This is a genomic window from Pseudomonas trutticola BRTCR10, from assembly GCF_056155105.1.
Window position 1 is genome coordinate 1,824,237 of the sequence record NZ_CM149552.1, and the last position, 15,318, is coordinate 1,839,554.

The 15,318-nt window shown below is 59.1% G+C and carries 16 protein-coding genes; all 16 read left to right on the plus strand.

Annotation, left to right across the window (positions count from 1 at the left end; translation table 11 throughout):
* Window positions 1–7 precede the first annotated feature (7 nt).
* The 16 genes from ACVVH8_RS08130 (at window position 8) to fliE (ending at window position 15,313) form a co-directional block, all read left to right on the plus strand.
* Entirely contained in the window at window positions 8–628 is a 621-nt protein-coding gene (locus ACVVH8_RS08130) for a pseudaminic acid biosynthesis-associated methylase (RefSeq protein WP_103305355.1), read from the plus strand.
* On the plus strand, window positions 625–1,320 hold the full coding sequence (pseF, locus tag ACVVH8_RS08135) for a pseudaminic acid cytidylyltransferase (protein WP_475229424.1): 696 nt from the start codon (window positions 625–627) through the stop codon (window positions 1,318–1,320). The genes ACVVH8_RS08130 and pseF overlap by 4 nt, the downstream gene beginning before the upstream one ends.
* Window positions 1,317–2,747 carry a UDP-2,4-diacetamido-2,4,6-trideoxy-beta-L-altropyranose hydrolase gene (pseG, locus tag ACVVH8_RS08140; RefSeq protein ID WP_475229426.1) on the plus strand — a complete coding sequence of 477 codons (1,431 nt, stop codon included), beginning with the start codon at window positions 1,317–1,319 and terminating at the stop codon, window positions 2,745–2,747. The genes pseF and pseG overlap by 4 nt, the downstream gene beginning before the upstream one ends.
* Window positions 2,744–3,796, plus strand: coding sequence for a pseudaminic acid synthase (gene pseI / locus ACVVH8_RS08145; RefSeq protein ID WP_475229429.1), 1,053 nt, complete (start codon window positions 2,744–2,746; stop codon window positions 3,794–3,796). Before pseG ends, pseI begins: the two co-directional genes overlap by 4 nt.
* A 225-nt stretch (window positions 3,797–4,021) precedes the next feature.
* The gene (locus tag ACVVH8_RS08150) at window positions 4,022–4,948 is read left to right on the plus strand and encodes a ketoacyl-ACP synthase III (protein WP_064119546.1); all 927 of its coding nucleotides are present in this window, start codon (window positions 4,022–4,024) and stop codon (window positions 4,946–4,948) included.
* A gap of 86 nt (window positions 4,949–5,034) precedes the next feature.
* Complete coding sequence (locus tag ACVVH8_RS08155; protein ID WP_475229432.1) at window positions 5,035–6,324, plus strand: motility associated factor glycosyltransferase family protein; 1,290 nt, start codon at window positions 5,035–5,037, stop codon at window positions 6,322–6,324.
* Entirely contained in the window at window positions 6,321–6,581 is a 261-nt protein-coding gene (locus ACVVH8_RS08160; RefSeq protein ID WP_475229434.1) for a hypothetical protein, read from the plus strand. Before ACVVH8_RS08155 ends, ACVVH8_RS08160 begins: the two co-directional genes overlap by 4 nt.
* 250 nt (window positions 6,582–6,831) lie before the next feature.
* The gene (locus ACVVH8_RS08165; protein ID WP_016984295.1) at window positions 6,832–7,683 is read left to right on the plus strand and encodes a flagellin domain-containing protein; all 852 of its coding nucleotides are present in this window, start codon (window positions 6,832–6,834) and stop codon (window positions 7,681–7,683) included.
* A 73-nt stretch (window positions 7,684–7,756) separates the two neighbouring features.
* Window positions 7,757–8,113, plus strand: coding sequence for a flagellar protein FlaG (locus ACVVH8_RS08170; RefSeq protein ID WP_103305361.1), 357 nt, complete (start codon window positions 7,757–7,759; stop codon window positions 8,111–8,113).
* Between the two features lie 82 nt (window positions 8,114–8,195).
* Window positions 8,196–9,656, plus strand: a complete 1,461-nt coding sequence (gene fliD / locus ACVVH8_RS08175) for a flagellar filament capping protein FliD (protein ID WP_475229436.1) — start codon at window positions 8,196–8,198, stop codon at window positions 9,654–9,656.
* A 129-nt stretch (window positions 9,657–9,785) separates the two neighbouring features.
* On the plus strand, window positions 9,786–10,181 hold the full coding sequence (gene fliS / locus ACVVH8_RS08180; protein WP_103305363.1) for a flagellar export chaperone FliS: 396 nt from the start codon (window positions 9,786–9,788) through the stop codon (window positions 10,179–10,181).
* 10 nt (window positions 10,182–10,191) lie between these two features.
* A complete protein-coding gene (fliT, locus tag ACVVH8_RS08185; protein ID WP_103305364.1) occupies window positions 10,192–10,488 on the plus strand; it encodes a flagellar protein FliT in 297 nt (98 codons plus the stop codon).
* 172 nt (window positions 10,489–10,660) lie between these two features.
* Entirely contained in the window at window positions 10,661–12,136 is a 1,476-nt protein-coding gene (locus tag ACVVH8_RS08190; protein ID WP_007920053.1) for a sigma-54 dependent transcriptional regulator, read from the plus strand.
* Window positions 12,137–12,264: 128 nt separating this feature from the next.
* Window positions 12,265–13,458, plus strand: a complete 1,194-nt coding sequence (locus ACVVH8_RS08195; RefSeq protein WP_213028756.1) for a sensor histidine kinase — start codon at window positions 12,265–12,267, stop codon at window positions 13,456–13,458.
* 5 nt (window positions 13,459–13,463) lie between these two features.
* The gene (gene fleR / locus ACVVH8_RS08200; protein WP_475231144.1) at window positions 13,464–14,855 is read left to right on the plus strand and encodes a sigma-54-dependent response regulator transcription factor FleR; all 1,392 of its coding nucleotides are present in this window, start codon (window positions 13,464–13,466) and stop codon (window positions 14,853–14,855) included.
* Window positions 14,856–14,983: 128 nt separating this feature from the next.
* The gene (fliE, locus tag ACVVH8_RS08205) at window positions 14,984–15,313 is read left to right on the plus strand and encodes a flagellar hook-basal body complex protein FliE (protein ID WP_103305367.1); all 330 of its coding nucleotides are present in this window, start codon (window positions 14,984–14,986) and stop codon (window positions 15,311–15,313) included.
* The last annotated feature ends 5 nt before the right edge of the window (window positions 15,314–15,318 follow it).

Genomic DNA, 15,318 nt, shown 5'->3' on the forward strand with positions numbered 1-15,318 from the left:
CTGTGCAATGCGTGAGCTGAGTGAGCAGGAAAAATTCTGGCAGGGCGATTTCGGCAATCAGTACGTTGACCGCAACATCGGTAAGCCACTGGTGGCCGCCAATCTGGCGCTGTTCGACAGGGCTCTGAGCCGCGCCGCACGCATCGCCAGCGTGGTGGAACTGGGCACCAATGCCGGCAACAACCTGCAGGCGTTGCATCAATTGCTGCCGCAAAGTGAACTGTTCGGGGTCGAGATCAATGAATGCGCCTGCGCCCAGGCGCGGGCGTTGGACATTGCGCAGATCTGGCACGGCTCGCTGTTCGACTTTCCCCGCGAGCGCACCTACGACCTGAGCCTGAGCAAAGGCGTGCTGATCCATCTGGCGCCGGAGCTTTTGGCGAGCGCGTATGCGCAGTTGTATGCTCTGAGCCGGCGCTACATCCTGATCGCCGAGTATTACAGTCCGGTCCCGATGGAAGTGTCCTATCGCGGCAACAGCGGCAAACTTTTCAAACGCGATTTTGCTGGCGAAATGCTCGATCGCTATGCCGATCTGCAGTTGCTCGATTACGGCTTCGTGTATCACCGCGATGCGCAATTCCCGGCAGATGATGTCACCTGGTTTTTATTGGAAAAGCGCCCTTGAGCAACGTCGCAATCATCCCGGCCCGTGGCGGCAGCAAACGCATCCCGCGCAAGAATCTTGCGCTGTTTGACGGCGTGCCGATGATTGTCCGCTCGATCCGCACGGCACTGGATTCAGGCGTGTTCGATCAGGTCGTGGTCAGTACCGACGACGCGCAGATCGCCGATGTCGCGCGGGCGCATGGCGCGCAGGTGCCGTTCCTGCGCCCGGCGGAGTTGGCCGATGATTTCACCGGCACCGCAGCCGTGATCGTGCATGCCTTGCAGCAACTGCCAGCCTTCGATTACGCCTGTTGCGTGTACGCCACGGCGCCGCTGTTGCAGGCGTCTTATCTGCGCGAGGGATTCGAGTTGCTGAAGCTGCATCCGGACAAGTCCTTTGCCTTCTCGGTTTGCAGTTTCGGTTTTCCGGTGCAGCGAGCGTTGACGCTGGACGGGCAGGGCGCGCTCACGGCGTTGTACCCGGAGTTTCGCAACACCCGCTCGCAGGATTTGCCCGAAGCGTTTCAGGATGCCGGCCAGTTTTACTGGGGGCGCAGCGACGCCTGGTTGCGCAGCGAAGTGGTTTATTCGTCGGCGAGTCTTCCAGTGATTTTGCCGCGACATCTGGTGCAGGACATCGATACGCCTGAAGACTGGAAGCGCGCCGAATACCTTTACGCCGCGCTCAAGGCCGGCGGAGAGCTGCAATGAGAGTGCTGATTCGCGCCGACGCCTCGCCGACCATTGGCAGCGGCCACATTGCCCGGTGTCTGACCTTGGCTCGCGTGCTGCGCGAGCAGGGCAGTCATGTCGCGTTTGCTTGTCGGCGCTTGCCGGGGCATCGGCTCGACGTCCTGAGCGAGGAGGGTTTCGAGACCTTCGCGCTACCGGATTTCTACCCCGATGAAGACCCGCAACAAGCCATCGAATCGATGCTGCCGTGGCAGGCCGACATCGATGCATTGGGCGCGTTACTGCAAGGTCATGGCGAATTCGACTGGATCATCGTCGATCACTACGGTCTCGATCATCACTGGCAAACCGCCGCGCGTCGTTGGGCGCCGCACATCGCTGCGGTCGATGATCTCGCCACTCGGCGCTACAGCATTGATCTGCTGCTTAATCAGAATCTCTCGGGGCTCAGCGAAAACTACGCTGCGCTAGTGCCTGATGGCTGCCGCACCCTGCTCGGTCCGCGTTATGCGATGTTGCGTGAAGAGTTCAACGGCCCGGCGATCGAAATCAAAGCCAGGGCGCGACGGGTATTGGTCAATTTCGGTGGTTTCGACGCAGCGATGCAGACTCATCATGCGATGCTCGCGTTGGTGGGTTTTCCCGAGCTGGAAGTGGACTTTGTTGCCGGTGCCGACAATCCGGCGTGGGCGCAAATGCAAGCCCTGAGCGATACGCGACCGAATTGGCGTCTGCACAGCTTTGTCAGTGATTTCCATCAGCGCATGACCGAGGCCGACCTGTTTATCGGCGCTGGCGGCGGTACCAGTTGGGAGCGTGCGGCGCTGGGCCTGCCGACCATCTGTATCGCGGTGTCGAACAACCAGCAAGTCAATGGCGAAGTCATGGCGGCAGCCGGCGCCCATGTATTCATGGGCGCGCGGGAGCAGGTCAGTGTCGAGCAGTTGCGCGATGCGATTGGTTTCGTCGCGGGAAATCAGTATTTGCGGCAGAGCCTGGCAGAACGTTCGCGGCAACTGGTCGATGGGCGTGGAGCGTTGCGAGTCGCTGCGGCGTTGGCCGGCGCCGTGCTCAAGGTTCGTCCGGCGACGCAGGACGACACGCCGCTGCTGCTCGACGGAATGCGCGCCAGTCTGCGTAATCCGCAGCACTTGTTGTTGATCGCCGAGGCCGACGACGGCCCGGTCGGGGTGTTGCGTTACGACCTGCGCGGCTTCGAAGCCGACGTTTCGCTGCATCTGTTTGCAGGGCGAATCGGCCTTGGCTGGGGCAGGGCGCTGCTGGCGCGGGGCGAGTCATTTGTCCGGGCACACTGGCCGCAATTGACCGCCATTTCCGCCCAGGTGCAGCCGGATAATCACGCTTCATTGAATGTATTTCGCGACGCCGGCTTCAATCAAAATGCCTGCGCGTTCACCAAGGTTTTGAAGGAACACCACACATGAGCAGTTTCAAGATTGGCGACCGTCTGATCGGTGCCGATGCGCCGCCGTTCATCATTGCCGAGATGAGCGGCAACCATAATCAGTCGCTCGATGTGGCCCTGCAAATTGTCGAAGCCGCCGCCAAGGCCGGCGCGCATGCCTTGAAAATGCAAACCTATACCGCCGAAACGATGACGCTGGATCTGGCCGAAGGCGAGTTCTTCATCAAGGATCCGGGCAGTCTGTGGGCGGGGACTTCGCTCTACGATCTGTATGAGAAAGCCCATACGCCTTGGGAATGGCATGCGCCGATTTTCGCCCGGGCCAAAGAGCTGGGGATGCTCGCGTTCTCGACGCCGTTCGATGACACGGCCGTGGACTTTCTCGAAAGTCTCGACGTGCCGGCCTACAAGATCGCCAGTTTTGAAAACACCGACCTGCCGTTGATTCGCCGTGTCGCCGCCACCGGCAAACCGCTGATCATTTCCACCGGCATGGCCAGCATCGCCGAACTCGACGAAACCGTGCGCGCTGCCCGCGCGGCGGGCTGCAAGGATCTGGTGCTGCTCAAATGCACCAGCACGTATCCGGCGACACCGCTCAACAGCAACGTGCGCACGATCCCTCATCTGCGTGAATTGTTCGGTTGCGAGGTGGGACTGTCCGACCACTCGATGGGCGTCGGTGTGTCGGTGGCAGCCGTGGCGCTTGGCGCGACGGTGGTGGAAAAACACTTCACCCTTGACCGTTCGGCAGGTGGGGTTGATGCGAGTTTCTCGCTGGAACCTGCAGAAATGGCCAGTCTGGTGCTGGAAACCGAACGTGCCTGGCAGGCTTTGGGGCACGTGCAATACGGCGCCACCGAAGCTGAACTGAAATCGGTGGTCTATCGCCGTTCGCTGTACGTGACCGCCGACATGGCCGCGGGTGAGCCCTTTACTCGGGACAATCTGCGGGCCATTCGTCCCGGCCTCGGTCTGCCGCCCAAGCACACCGACGCCGTTCTCGGCCGCCGCGCTCGCACGCCGATCAAGCGCGGCACGCCGCTGGATTGGTCGTTGGTCGAATAAGCCGATCTGCACCGATTCGGCAAAATAGCGTGACCTGCGAGTCATAACGCGCATCTTCACTGTATTGTATTGATCGGGGAGATGGCGCCTGGCCCGTTTTCGGTTCCAGTGATAGCCCTTTGCGCTCCCCCTGGCCGCCCTTCGTGGCGGCCAATTTCTGTTTGTCGGCGCCCCTCGAATCCTTGCGAGCGGTGGTCTTGGGCTGTTTTTTATTGGGAAGCCGTAATGATTGGCATAAAAAGCATTGCGAGCTACGTTCCTGTAGCCGGCGTGGACAATTACGCACAAGGTGCAAAATTCGAGAAGGATGAAGAGTTCATCCTTGGCAAGATCGGTTCGGCATTTCTGCCGCGCAAAGACGCTGAACAAGAAACCTCCGATCTGTGCGTGGAAGCGGCCAATGCGCTGTTTGCCAGCAACCCTGATCTGAAGCGTGAATCGATTGACGCGTTGATTGTCGTCACCCAGAACGGTGATGAAGAAGGCCTGCCGCACACTGCCGCGATCGTGCAGGACAAGCTCGGTCTGCCGACCAACGTTGCGGCGTTCGACATTTCCCTGGGCTGCTCCGGTTATGTCTACGGCATCTACGCGATCAAGGGCTTCATGGAAGCCGCCGGGCTGAAGAACGGCCTGCTGATCACCGCTGATCCGTATTCGAAAATCGTTGATCCGGAAGACCGCAACACCACCATGCTGTTCGGCGATGCCGCCACCGCTACCTGGATGGGCGAAGATCCGAGCTGGGCGCTGGGCAAGGCCAAGTTCGGCACTGACGGCTCCGGCGCTCCGCACCTGAAAGTCACCGATGGCGTGTTCTTCATGAACGGTCGTCAGGTGTTCAACTTTGCGCTGCTGAAAGTTCCGGCGCACCTGCATGAGCTGCTCGATGATTCAGGCCTCAAGGCTGACGACATTGATGCGTTCTGCATTCACCAGGGCAGCGCGGCGATTGTCGACGCGGTGGCACGACGTTTCGAAGGCGAGCCGGAGAAGTTCATCAAGGACATGGTCGAGACCGGCAACACCGTGTCGTCGAGCATTCCGTTGCTGCTGGAAAAACACGTACTCGATTCCGATTGGCAGCGTATTGCGTTGAGCGGTTTTGGTGTCGGTCTGTCGTGGGGCTCGGCGATTATTTATCGTCCTTGAGCCGGATAAAAAACGGCGGATACAAAAATAGCGTTCAAGGTTAACCTTGAGCGCTATTTTTTTGCCTGAACGGAGCGCGAGCCGGCATGAGCGAGTTTTTCCAAGCCAACGCCCAGGTGATCCAGCTGCGCTGGCCGGCGTTGTTTGCACGATTGGTGGCTGAAGACAGTTCGGCCATTCAAGCCGAGCTGGTACAAGGCTTGGGCTCTACGCTGAGCGTGGACGGGATCCAGCTGACCAGTCGCCATGACCGGATTCACGAGGCCCGGGTCCAGGCAGCCAGCCTGCCGGAAAAACCGCGATTGCATGTCTATGGCACCGGCCTTGGCGACTTGCCAGCGGTTTTGCTGGAGCGTGCCGGGCTTGAACGCTTGTACGTGCACGTCCTTAACGGCGCCCTGTTTGCGCTGGTGTTGCAACTGCTCGATCAGCGGCAATGGCTTGAAGACCCCAGGGTGGAACTGATGTACGCCGGCGATCACGCCGATATCTTCACACCGTTTTTTGCCCTTCCCGCGGAAATGCTCCTGGCCGATGACTTCAATGCCAAGGTGCGTGATCGGCTGGTCAATGAAGTTCACCTGAGTTTCAACAATCGCGAGTTCGATCCGCAATTGCCGGCGATTCAGCAGCGCTTGCGCGATAGCCTGGAGGTGCTGCTTGCGGATGATGACGTGGCGCAACTGTTTGGCACTTGCATCGGCCGCGAAATCTATGTGATCGGCACCGGACCGAGCCTGGAAGGACATTTTGAACGGCTGGCGTCGGTGCGTGTCCAGGCCGAGCGGCCGCTGTTCATTTGTGTCGATACGGCTTATCGACCTTTGCGTCAGCACGGGATCATCCCCGATCTGGTGGTGACGATCGATCAGTTGATCAGCTTTCGGCATCTGCCTTTCGAGGAGTCCGACGGCATCCCGCTGGTGTATCTGCCCATGAGCTCCCCGACGGTGTTGAAGGCCTGGAGAGGCAAGCGCTATGGCGCTTATACCGCCAGCCCGGTCTACGCCACGTTGCGTCAGCAGCACCCTCGGGCCGAATTGCATGCCGGCGGCAGCGTGATTCACCCCGCCGTGGACCTGGCCGTGAAAATGGGCGGCACGCGCATCACGCTGTTCGGCGCCGACTTTGCCTTCCCGATGAACAAGACACATGCCGGATGGGACGATGGCGATCTGGGGCCTCCCGTGGAGCAGGCGCGACACTGGGTTCGTGACGGGTATGGCGAACGGGTCAGGACGCAGCTGAATTTTCGTGGCTACCTGTGCGTGCTGGAGCGGTATATCGCTCTGCACCCAGAGGTCAGCTTCCTTAACAGCAGTCGGGCAGGGGCGATGATCGTGGGCACGCAATTCAATCCGGAGTTTGTGCAATGAGTGCGCAGGTGATGTGCATCAGCGCATGTCGGCAATGCGCGGGATTGTTTCGTTTGGGCCGTGATGTCGAAGCGGCGCTGACCATGGTCGATGTATTCGACGAGGCACAGCGGTTTTTTGCGCTCGCCCCTGAGAATGTCCAGCAGTCGTGGGCGCAGGTACTGACACACATCCTGGCGTGTCAGGAGCGCCAGGACTGGTTGGGACTTGCCGATTTCATGGAGTATGAACTGATTGAATTGCTGGACAGTGCGTAGCGCTGACGGGGAACCGACGGCTCTGGCACGAGGGTTGGTGATGTGGGCAGTTTTATGGCGTCATTTTTTCGTGGGAGGGGGCGCGCTAAGCCCTTGTTTTCTCGGGGGTGGCAGGGTGATGGCAAATTTTTTTCAAAAAGCCCTCAAGCAACCTGATTACCCGACGATAACTATTACGAAGGTTCTCTAGGCCATACCCGGCGGTTGCCAGGGCCGGAAGCCGCAGTACCCAACCAACGAGGAATTCGTCATGGCTTTAACAGTAAACACCAACACCACGTCGTTGAACGTTCAGAAAAACCTGAACCGCGCTTCCGACGCTCTGTCGACTTCGATGCAGCGCCTGTCTTCCGGCCTGAAAATCAACAGCGCTAAAGACGACGCCGCTGGCCTGCAGATCGCTACCCGTATGACTTCCCAGATCCGTGGTGGCAACCAGGCGATCCAGAACGCCAACGACGGTATCTCCGTTGCTCAGACCGCTGAAGGCGCTCTGCAAGCTTCGACCGACATTCTGCAGCGTATGCGTGAACTGGCTGTTAAAGCCCGTACCGGTACCAACGGCAGCATCGACCAGAAAGCAACCAACGACGAATTCGCCCAGATGTCGGACGAACTGACTCGTATCTCTGCTTCCACCAACCTGAACGGCAAAAACCTGCTGGACGGTTCGGCTGGTACTGTGACCCTGCAAGTGGGCGCAAACACCGGTTCGGCTAACCACATCGACCTGGTACTGAGCTCCAAGTTCGACGCCGTCAGCCTGTCCGTAGGTAGCGGTACTGTAGTTCTGACCGGTGCAAGCGTATCGGGCGCTGCTGCCAACATCGACAACGCAATCACCGCGATCGACGCTGCAATTGCAACGATCAACAGCACTCGTTCGAGCCTGGGTGCTTCGCAAAACCGTCTGACCAGCACCATCTCCAACCTGCAAAACATCGTTGAGAACACCACTGCTGCACAGGGTCGTGTACAAGACACCGACTTCGCCGCAGAAACTGCTAACCTGACCAAGCAGCAAACTCTGCAGCAGGCTTCGACCTCCGTACTGGCTCAAGCCAACCAACTGCCTTCCGCTGTACTGAAGCTGCTTCAGTAATTTCGGAATGAGTTCGGGCGAGGGAGTGCGCTAGTCGCGCTCTCTCGCCTTTTTTCGTTAGGAGGTGATGAGCATGGACATGAGCGTCAAGCTTAACCAGTCTTATCCGGCTCCCAAGCCAGTAACGCCGGTTGCTGACAAACCGTCAGAGACGCCTAAGGTTGTGAAGGCTGAAGCTCCGGCCGCTGCCAAGAGTCAGGATACGGACGATGCCAAGTTGAAGCTGGCGGTGCAGGAGATCGAGAAGTTCGTTCAATCGATCAAGCGCAATCTGGAGTTCTCCATCGACGAACATTCCGGAAAGGTCATCGTCAAGGTGATCGCAAGCGAGACGGGTGAGGTTGTTCGACAGATTCCCTCCGCGGAAGCCCTCAAGCTGGCAGACAGTCTCGCGAACGCGAGTCACGTATTGTTCGACGCCAAAGTCTGATAGCTGGCATGAATAGTGTTTGTCCGTTCTCAGGACGCGTGTAACGGTCAAAAGAATGGCAACAATCTGAAGGGAGATGCACATGGCAAGTCCAATTCTACCGGGTTCCGGACTGGGTTCCGGCCTGGACATCGGTGCGATCGTCACTGCGCTGGTCAATGCCGACAAGGCGCCGAAGCAGACGCAGATCGATACCGCGACCAAAGTCAACACGCTGAAGATTTCCGGTGTCGGCTCGCTGAAGAGTGCATTGACCGCGTTCCAGACGGCGATGACCAACCTGGGCAGCAAGACCAATCCTGCATTTGCCGGTTTCACCGCGACTTCGAACAATGCCACTCTGAGCGCGACGTCCGACAGCACTGCTGTGACGGGCAATTACAACGTTGTTGTCAGTCAATTGGCCACTGGCTCGAAAATCGCCAGCGCCTCTTTCGCCGGCGGTGCCGCCAGTGCCATTCCGAGTGGTACCCTGAAAATCAGTCAGAATGGCACTGATTACAATGTCGACATTCCGGCAAATGCCACGTTGCAAACCACCCGCGACGCCATCAACAAGGCTCAGGGCGCCAACGGTATCTCCGCCAACATTGTGACCGACAGCTCTGGTGCTTCGCGCCTGGTGATCAGTTCGAGCAAGACCGGCGAAGGTTCTGACCTCAAAGTCAGCGGCATTGCCGGTCTGGAAATCGATGGCACCCAGAAGATGGGCCCTAGTCCGGCTGCAGGCGCTTCAGGCGCTGTCAACGACGTGGCGGGAAACGCCAAGCTGACCATCGATGGCCTTGCAGTCACCAGCAAAAGCAACACGGTGACCGGTGCAATCAGTGGCTTGACCCTGAACCTGACGACTGTCAGCCCTGTCACCGGTACCGTTGCGACTCCGACTGTTGTCACCGTGGATGCCAACACCAAAGGGTTGCAGACATCGATTCAGTCGTTCGTCGACGCTTACAACACGTTGAAGACGACCATCGACACGCTGTCCAAGGCGACGCCGGATGCGGATGGCAAGCTGACTGTGCAAGCAGCATTCACAGGTGACGCGATGCCGCGCTCGCTGATTGCCGATATTCGTGGTCAGTTGACTGCGGAAGGGGCCGGCGGTCCATTGGCGGTGCTGTCCCAGTTGGGTGTGATGACCGACCGCAACACCGGCAACCTGACGTTCGATACCAATGCCTTCAACAAAACCATGGCGCAGCCAGGCATGACCGGCCAGGTTCAGCAGTTGTTCAACGGCACCAACGACACCAATGGTTTGCTGGCGCGTATGAACAAGGCTGTTGATCCGTATCTCAAGCCACCGGCGGGAGAGCTCAAAGGTGTCAGTCTGCTTGATCAGCGCATGGCCATTCTCACCAAAAACACCCGAAACCTGACCGACCAGCAAGCGGCGCTGGACTTGCGTGTCGCCAACCTGACCAAGACGTTGACTGCCAAGTACAACGCCATGGACTTGCTGGTAGGGCAGATGAAGGCGACGGCGAGCAACATCACGTCGTTCTTCAGCTCGCTGACCGCTCAGCAGTCTGCGAAGTAACAGGCAGGCACGACAAAAACCCGGCTACGCTTTATCGGCGTGTGCCGGGTTTTTGTCTTTTGATCTAAAGTTCTCTGATTCGTTGGCGATACACTGGATATACGAGTCATTGTGGCAATGAGGTAGAACATGAATCCGATGTTAGCCCTTCGGCAATACCAGAAAGTCGGCGCGCATGCACAGACGTCCGAAGCGAGCCCGCACCGTTTGGTGCAAATGTTGATGGAAGGTGGCCTGGGGCGTATTGCCGAGGCCAAGGGCGCCATCGAGCGCAAGGATATTGCTGCCAAATGCACGGCCATCAGCAAGGCCGTGGGCATTATCGGTGGCCTGTGTGAAGGCCTGGATCTGGAAAACAGCGCGGATTCGGTAGGTGAGCTCAACCAGCTCTACATCTACATGATGAAGCGACTCGCCGAAGCCAACGCCAAGAGTGATCCACGGATTCTCGACGAAGTTGCCGGCCTGCTGCGCACCGTAAAAGAAGGCTGGGACGGCATTGCTCCACCAGGCCCGCAGTTTTAAGGAGAGCACCATGAGTCTTGTATTGCAGCGAATTGCCGATACCCGTGAAGCGTTGGTCGGTGCCTTGGCCGAGCGCAACTGGGAAGCCATTGGCGAGCTGGATCTGGCTTGCCGTTCCTGCATGGAAGACGTCATGGCCGAGGCCTCGCTGGACGAGGTCGCGTTGCGCGATAACCTTGAGGAGTTGCTCCATGTCTACAAGGAGCTTCTTGAGGCGGCCATGGGTGAGCGGCAAGCGATAGCCAACGAGATGTCGCAGATCACCCAAGCGCAAAAGGCGGCAAAGGTTTACCATCTGTTTGGTTAATTAACCTCCAGTTAATCCAGACATGTGCGCCATAAATTTGACTGTGCACGGTTTTTTGACTTAACTAGTGGCTGTTTTCAGATTTCAGGCGTCTACAGGCACAAGGTGTCCTGCAAGCGTCTCGCTTGCCCCATTTTTCGGGCATTGAGTTGACTAGGGAAGTTGCTATTGCATGTGGCGTGAAACCAAAATTCTGCTGATTGATGACGATAGCGTCCGCCGCCGCGACCTGGCGGTGATTCTAAATTTTCTCGGCGAAGAAAATTTACCCTGCGGCAGCCATGACTGGCAGCAGGCAGTCGGCTCTTTGTCGTCTAGTCGTGAGGTCATTTGCGTACTGATCGGGACGGTCAATGCTCCTGGTGCGCTTTTGGGCTTGCTAAAGACACTCTCAACCTGGGATGAGTTCCTTCCGGTTTTGCTGATGGGTGATAATTCTTCCGTCGACTTGCCCGAAGACCAGCGTCGCCGAGTGCTTTCGACCCTCGAAATGCCGCCCAGCTACAGCAAATTGCTCGACTCTCTGCACCGCGCCCAGGTCTATCGCGAAATGTATGACCAGGCCCGCGAACGCGGCCGTCATCGCGAACCCAATCTGTTCCGCAGCCTCGTCGGCACCAGCCGGGCGATCCAGCACGTGCGTCAGATGATGCAGCAAGTGGCCGACACCGACGCCAGCGTGCTGATCCTTGGCGAGTCCGGCACCGGCAAGGAAGTGGTCGCGCGTAACCTGCACTACCACTCCAAGCGTCGCGACGCGCCATTCGTGCCGGTCAACTGCGGGGCGATCCCGGCAGAGCTGCTCGAAAGCGAACTGTTCGGCCACGAGAAGGGCGCCTTCACCGGTGCAATCACCAGCCGTGCCGGGCGCTTCGAGCTGGCCAACGGCGGGACGCTGTTCCTCGATGAAATCGGCGACATGCCACTGCCGATGCAGGTCAAACTGCTGCGCGTGTTGCAGGAGCGCACCTTCGAACGCGTGGGCAGCAACAAGACCCAGAGCGTCGATGTGCGCATCATTGCTGCGACCCACAAGAATCTCGAAAGCATGATCGAGATCGGCACGTTCCGCGAAGATCTCTACTATCGCCTGAACGTGTTCCCGATCGAGATGGCGCCGCTGCGTGAGCGCGTCGAAGACATTCCGTTGCTGATGAACGAGCTGATCTCGCGCATGGAGCACGAGAAGCGCGGTTCGATCCGCTTCAACTCGGCAGCAATCATGTCGCTGTGCCGTCACGGCTGGCCGGGCAACGTCCGTGAGCTGGCCAACCTGGTGGAGCGCATGGCGATCATGCATCCGTACGGGGTGATTGGCGTCGTCGAGTTGCCGAAGAAATTCCGCTACGTCGATGACGAAGACGAGCAAATGGTCGACAGCCTGCGCAGCGATCTCGAAGAGCGCGTGGCCATCAATGGTCATACGCCGGACTTCACCGCCAATGCCATGCTGCCGCCGGAAGGTCTGGATCTGAAGGACTACCTCGGTGGTCTGGAGCAGGGCCTGATCCAGCAGGCGCTGGACGATGCCAATGGCATCGTTGCGCGTGCCGCCGAGCGTCTGCGCATTCGACGTACCACGCTGGTCGAGAAGATGCGCAAGTACGGCATGAGCCGGCGCGATGGAGACGAACAGGCGGAGGATTGACGCCTGTTTTTCAACTGCTTCATTTATAAGCAGTTTTTTTTAGGCACGGGTATTGCTACATCCCTCGCAACGTTCCGTTTAACTGACGGTCAGCCAAGCGAGAGAGCACAATGCCCCAAGCCGCCCAGATGTCTTCTGCCTCCAGTCCCGAGGGGCAACCGTCCTCCGTAGAGCAGGCAAGCCGACAGGGTCTTGAGCAGGCTTTCGAGCTGTTCAACCAGATGTCCAGTCAGTTGACTGACTCCTACAGCATGCTCGAAGCGCGGGTGACCGAACTCAAGGGTGAGCTGGCGGTGGTCAGTGCCCAGCGCATGCAGGAGCTGGCGGAAAAAGAACGTCTGGCCAACCGTCTGCAAAACCTTCTTGATCTGTTGCCCGGTGGCGTCATCGTGATTGACGGTCACGGCATCGTGCGCGAAGCCAACCCGGCCGCCATCGAACTGCTTGGTCTGCCGCTGGACGGCGAACTGTGGCGCCATGTCATCGCACGTTGCTTTGCGCCGCGTGAAGACGACGGCCACGAAATCTCCCTGAAAAACGGTCGACGCCTGTCGATTGCCACGCGCTCGCTGGATGCCGAGCCGGGGCAACTGGTGCTGCTCAACGACCTGACAGAAACCCGTCATCTGCAAGATCAACTGGCGCGCCACGAACGTCTGTCCTCGCTGGGGCGCATGGTCGCCTCGCTGGCGCATCAGATCCGCACGCCGTTGTCCGCCGCGTTGCTCTATGCCAGTCATTTGACCGAGCAGGAACTGCCTGTCGCCACCCAGCAGCGTTTCGCCGGACGCCTCAAGGAGCGTCTGCATGAGCTGGAGCATCAGGTGCGCGACATGCTGGTCTTCGCTCGCGGTGAACTGCCGCTGACCGATCGCATCACGCCCAATGCCTTGATGCAGTCACTGCAAGCTGCCGCGTTGACCCACGTGCAGGACCTGCCGATTCGCTGGCAGTGCGACAGCCACGCCGGCGAGTTGCTGTGCAATCGCGACACGCTGGTCGGCGCGCTTTTGAATCTGATCGAGAACGCGATTCAGGCCAGCGCCGGCGATGTACGTCTGAAAGTGCATTGCTACAGCCGAGACAACACGCTGCGGTTGTGCGTCAGCGATACCGGCAGCGGGATCGAACCGACCGTGCTGGCGCGCCTCGGCGAACCATTTTTTACCACCAAAGTCACCGGTACCGGCCTCGGCCTGACCGTGGTCAAGGCTGTGGCACGGGCACATCAGGGAGAATTGCAGCTGCGTTCGCGGGTCGGACGCGGCACGTGCGCGCAGGTGATCCTGCCGCTGTTTTGCGCTGGACAAGGAGCTGAGTGAACGTCATGGGCATCAAGGTTTTGCTGGTCGAGGATGACCGCTCGTTGCGTGAGGCGCTGGCCGATACGTTGCTGTTGGCCGGTCATGATTATCACGCGGTCGGCAGTGCTGAAGAGGCACTGACGGCGGTAGCGCGCGAAGCATTCAGCCTGGTGGTCAGCGACGTCAACATGCCCGGCATGGATGGTCATCAATTGCTCGCGTTGCTGCGTGCCCGTCAGCCGCAGTTGCCGGTGTTGCTCATGACCGCCCACGGTGCGGTCGAGCGTGCCGTCGATGCGATGCGCCAAGGTGCGGCGGACTATCTGGTCAAACCGTTTGAGCCCAAGGCCTTGCTGGATCTGGTGGCGCGGCATGCGCTGGGCAATATTGGCGCATGCGAAGCTGATGGCCCGATCGCGGTCGAGCCGGCCAGTGCCCAGCTTCTGGAGTTGGCAGCGCGTGTCGCCCGCAGTGATTCCACCGTGCTGATTTCTGGCGAGTCCGGTACCGGCAAGGAAGTGCTGGCGCGCTACATTCACCAGCAATCCCATCGTGCCAGTCAACCGTTCATTGCGATCAATTGCGCGGCCATCCCCGACAACATGCTCGAAGCGACGTTGTTCGGTCACGAGAAAGGCTCGTTCACTGGCGCCATTGCGGCGCAGGCGGGCAAGTTCGAACAGGCCGACGGCGGGACCATCCTGCTCGACGAAATTTCCGAAATGCCCCTCGGCCTGCAAGCCAAACTGCTGCGCGTGTTGCAGGAGCGCGAAGTCGAGCGGGTGGGGGCGCGCAAGCCGATCACCCTGGACATCCGCGTGGTCGCCACCACCAACCGCGACCTGGCCGGGGAAGTGGCGGCGGGGCGTTTTCGTGAAGATCTTTTTTACCGTCTGTCGGTTTTTCCCCTGGCCTGGCGTCCACTTCGCGAGCGCACTGCCGATATCTTGCCGCTGGCTGAGCGCTTGCTGGCCAAGCACGTCAATAAAATGAAGCATGCGGCGGCAAAACTTTCGCCAGAGGCGCAGGCGTGCCTGATCGGTTATCCATGGCCGGGCAATGTGCGCGAGCTGGATAACGCGATTCAGCGTGCGTTGATTTTGCAGCAGGGCGGCTTGATCCAGCCGCAGGATTTCTGTCTTGCCGGGCCGGTGATGTTCGCCACGTTGCCAGCGGTAGTGCCGGTGCCTGCCGTGATTCGTGAGGTGGAGATCGAAGCGGATTCGGCCGGCGCCCTGGGTGATGACCTGCGCCGCCGGGAGTTTCAGATGATCATCGACACCCTGCGCACCGAGCGTGGCCGGCGCAAGGAAGCAGCGGAAAAGCTCGGCATCAGTCCGCGCACCCTGCGTTACAAGTTGGCGCAAATGCGTGATGCCGGGATGGATGTCGAAGGCTACCTGTTCGCCACCTGAGTCGTGGCGCAAAGATTTGAAAATGCTTTTCTGAAAGGGGTGCCCATGAGCTGGCACCCTTGTTGCTAATACCTGTGTACCCGCCGAGTGAGTGTCAAAAAATTGCGGGCCGCCCAAGAGAGTAGACCATGAGCCAAGGTATTGAATTTAATCGGTTGATGACAGACATGAAGGCCATGAAGCTGGATGCCATGTCTGCGCCGAAATCGACTGCCGCTGTCCCTGAACTGGCAGGCAGCAGCTTTTCCGACATGCTCGGTCAGGCCATCAACAAAGTCAGCGATACCCAGCAGGCGTCGACTCAACTGGCCAACGCATTTGAAGTGGGCAAGAGCGGCGTCGATCTGACGGACGTGATGATCGCTTCGCAAAAAGCCAGCGTGTCGTTCCAGGCTCTGACCCAGGTGCGCAACAAGCTGGTTCAGGCTTATCAAGACATCATGCAGATGCCGGTTTAAGGACG

What these genes read in the sequence shown, in the direction of transcription:
- fliD (WP_475229436.1), top strand. Translation starts at nt 8,196, where the DNA reads ATGGCAAGTCCAATTCTACCGGGTTCCGGACTGGGTTCCGGCCTGGAC.
- ACVVH8_RS08150 (WP_064119546.1), top strand. Translation starts at nt 4,022, where the DNA reads ATGATTGGCATAAAAAGCATTGCGAGCTACGTTCCTGTAGCCGGCGTG.
- ACVVH8_RS08170 (WP_103305361.1), top strand. Translation starts at nt 7,757, where the DNA reads ATGGACATGAGCGTCAAGCTTAACCAGTCTTATCCGGCTCCCAAGCCA.
- ACVVH8_RS08190 (WP_007920053.1), top strand. Translation starts at nt 10,661, where the DNA reads ATGTGGCGTGAAACCAAAATTCTGCTGATTGATGACGATAGCGTCCGC.
- fleR (WP_475231144.1), top strand. Translation starts at nt 13,464, where the DNA reads ATGGGCATCAAGGTTTTGCTGGTCGAGGATGACCGCTCGTTGCGTGAG.
- fliS (WP_103305363.1), top strand. Translation starts at nt 9,786, where the DNA reads ATGAATCCGATGTTAGCCCTTCGGCAATACCAGAAAGTCGGCGCGCAT.
- ACVVH8_RS08130 (WP_103305355.1), top strand. Translation starts at nt 8, where the DNA reads ATGCGTGAGCTGAGTGAGCAGGAAAAATTCTGGCAGGGCGATTTCGGC.
- ACVVH8_RS08195 (WP_213028756.1), top strand. Translation starts at nt 12,265, where the DNA reads ATGTCTTCTGCCTCCAGTCCCGAGGGGCAACCGTCCTCCGTAGAGCAG.
- ACVVH8_RS08155 (WP_475229432.1), top strand. Translation starts at nt 5,035, where the DNA reads ATGAGCGAGTTTTTCCAAGCCAACGCCCAGGTGATCCAGCTGCGCTGG.
- ACVVH8_RS08165 (WP_016984295.1), top strand. Translation starts at nt 6,832, where the DNA reads ATGGCTTTAACAGTAAACACCAACACCACGTCGTTGAACGTTCAGAAA.
- pseG (WP_475229426.1), top strand. Translation starts at nt 1,317, where the DNA reads ATGAGAGTGCTGATTCGCGCCGACGCCTCGCCGACCATTGGCAGCGGC.
- fliT (WP_103305364.1), top strand. Translation starts at nt 10,192, where the DNA reads ATGAGTCTTGTATTGCAGCGAATTGCCGATACCCGTGAAGCGTTGGTC.
- fliE (WP_103305367.1), top strand. Translation starts at nt 14,984, where the DNA reads ATGAGCCAAGGTATTGAATTTAATCGGTTGATGACAGACATGAAGGCC.
- pseI (WP_475229429.1), top strand. Translation starts at nt 2,744, where the DNA reads ATGAGCAGTTTCAAGATTGGCGACCGTCTGATCGGTGCCGATGCGCCG.
- ACVVH8_RS08160 (WP_475229434.1), top strand. Translation starts at nt 6,321, where the DNA reads ATGAGTGCGCAGGTGATGTGCATCAGCGCATGTCGGCAATGCGCGGGA.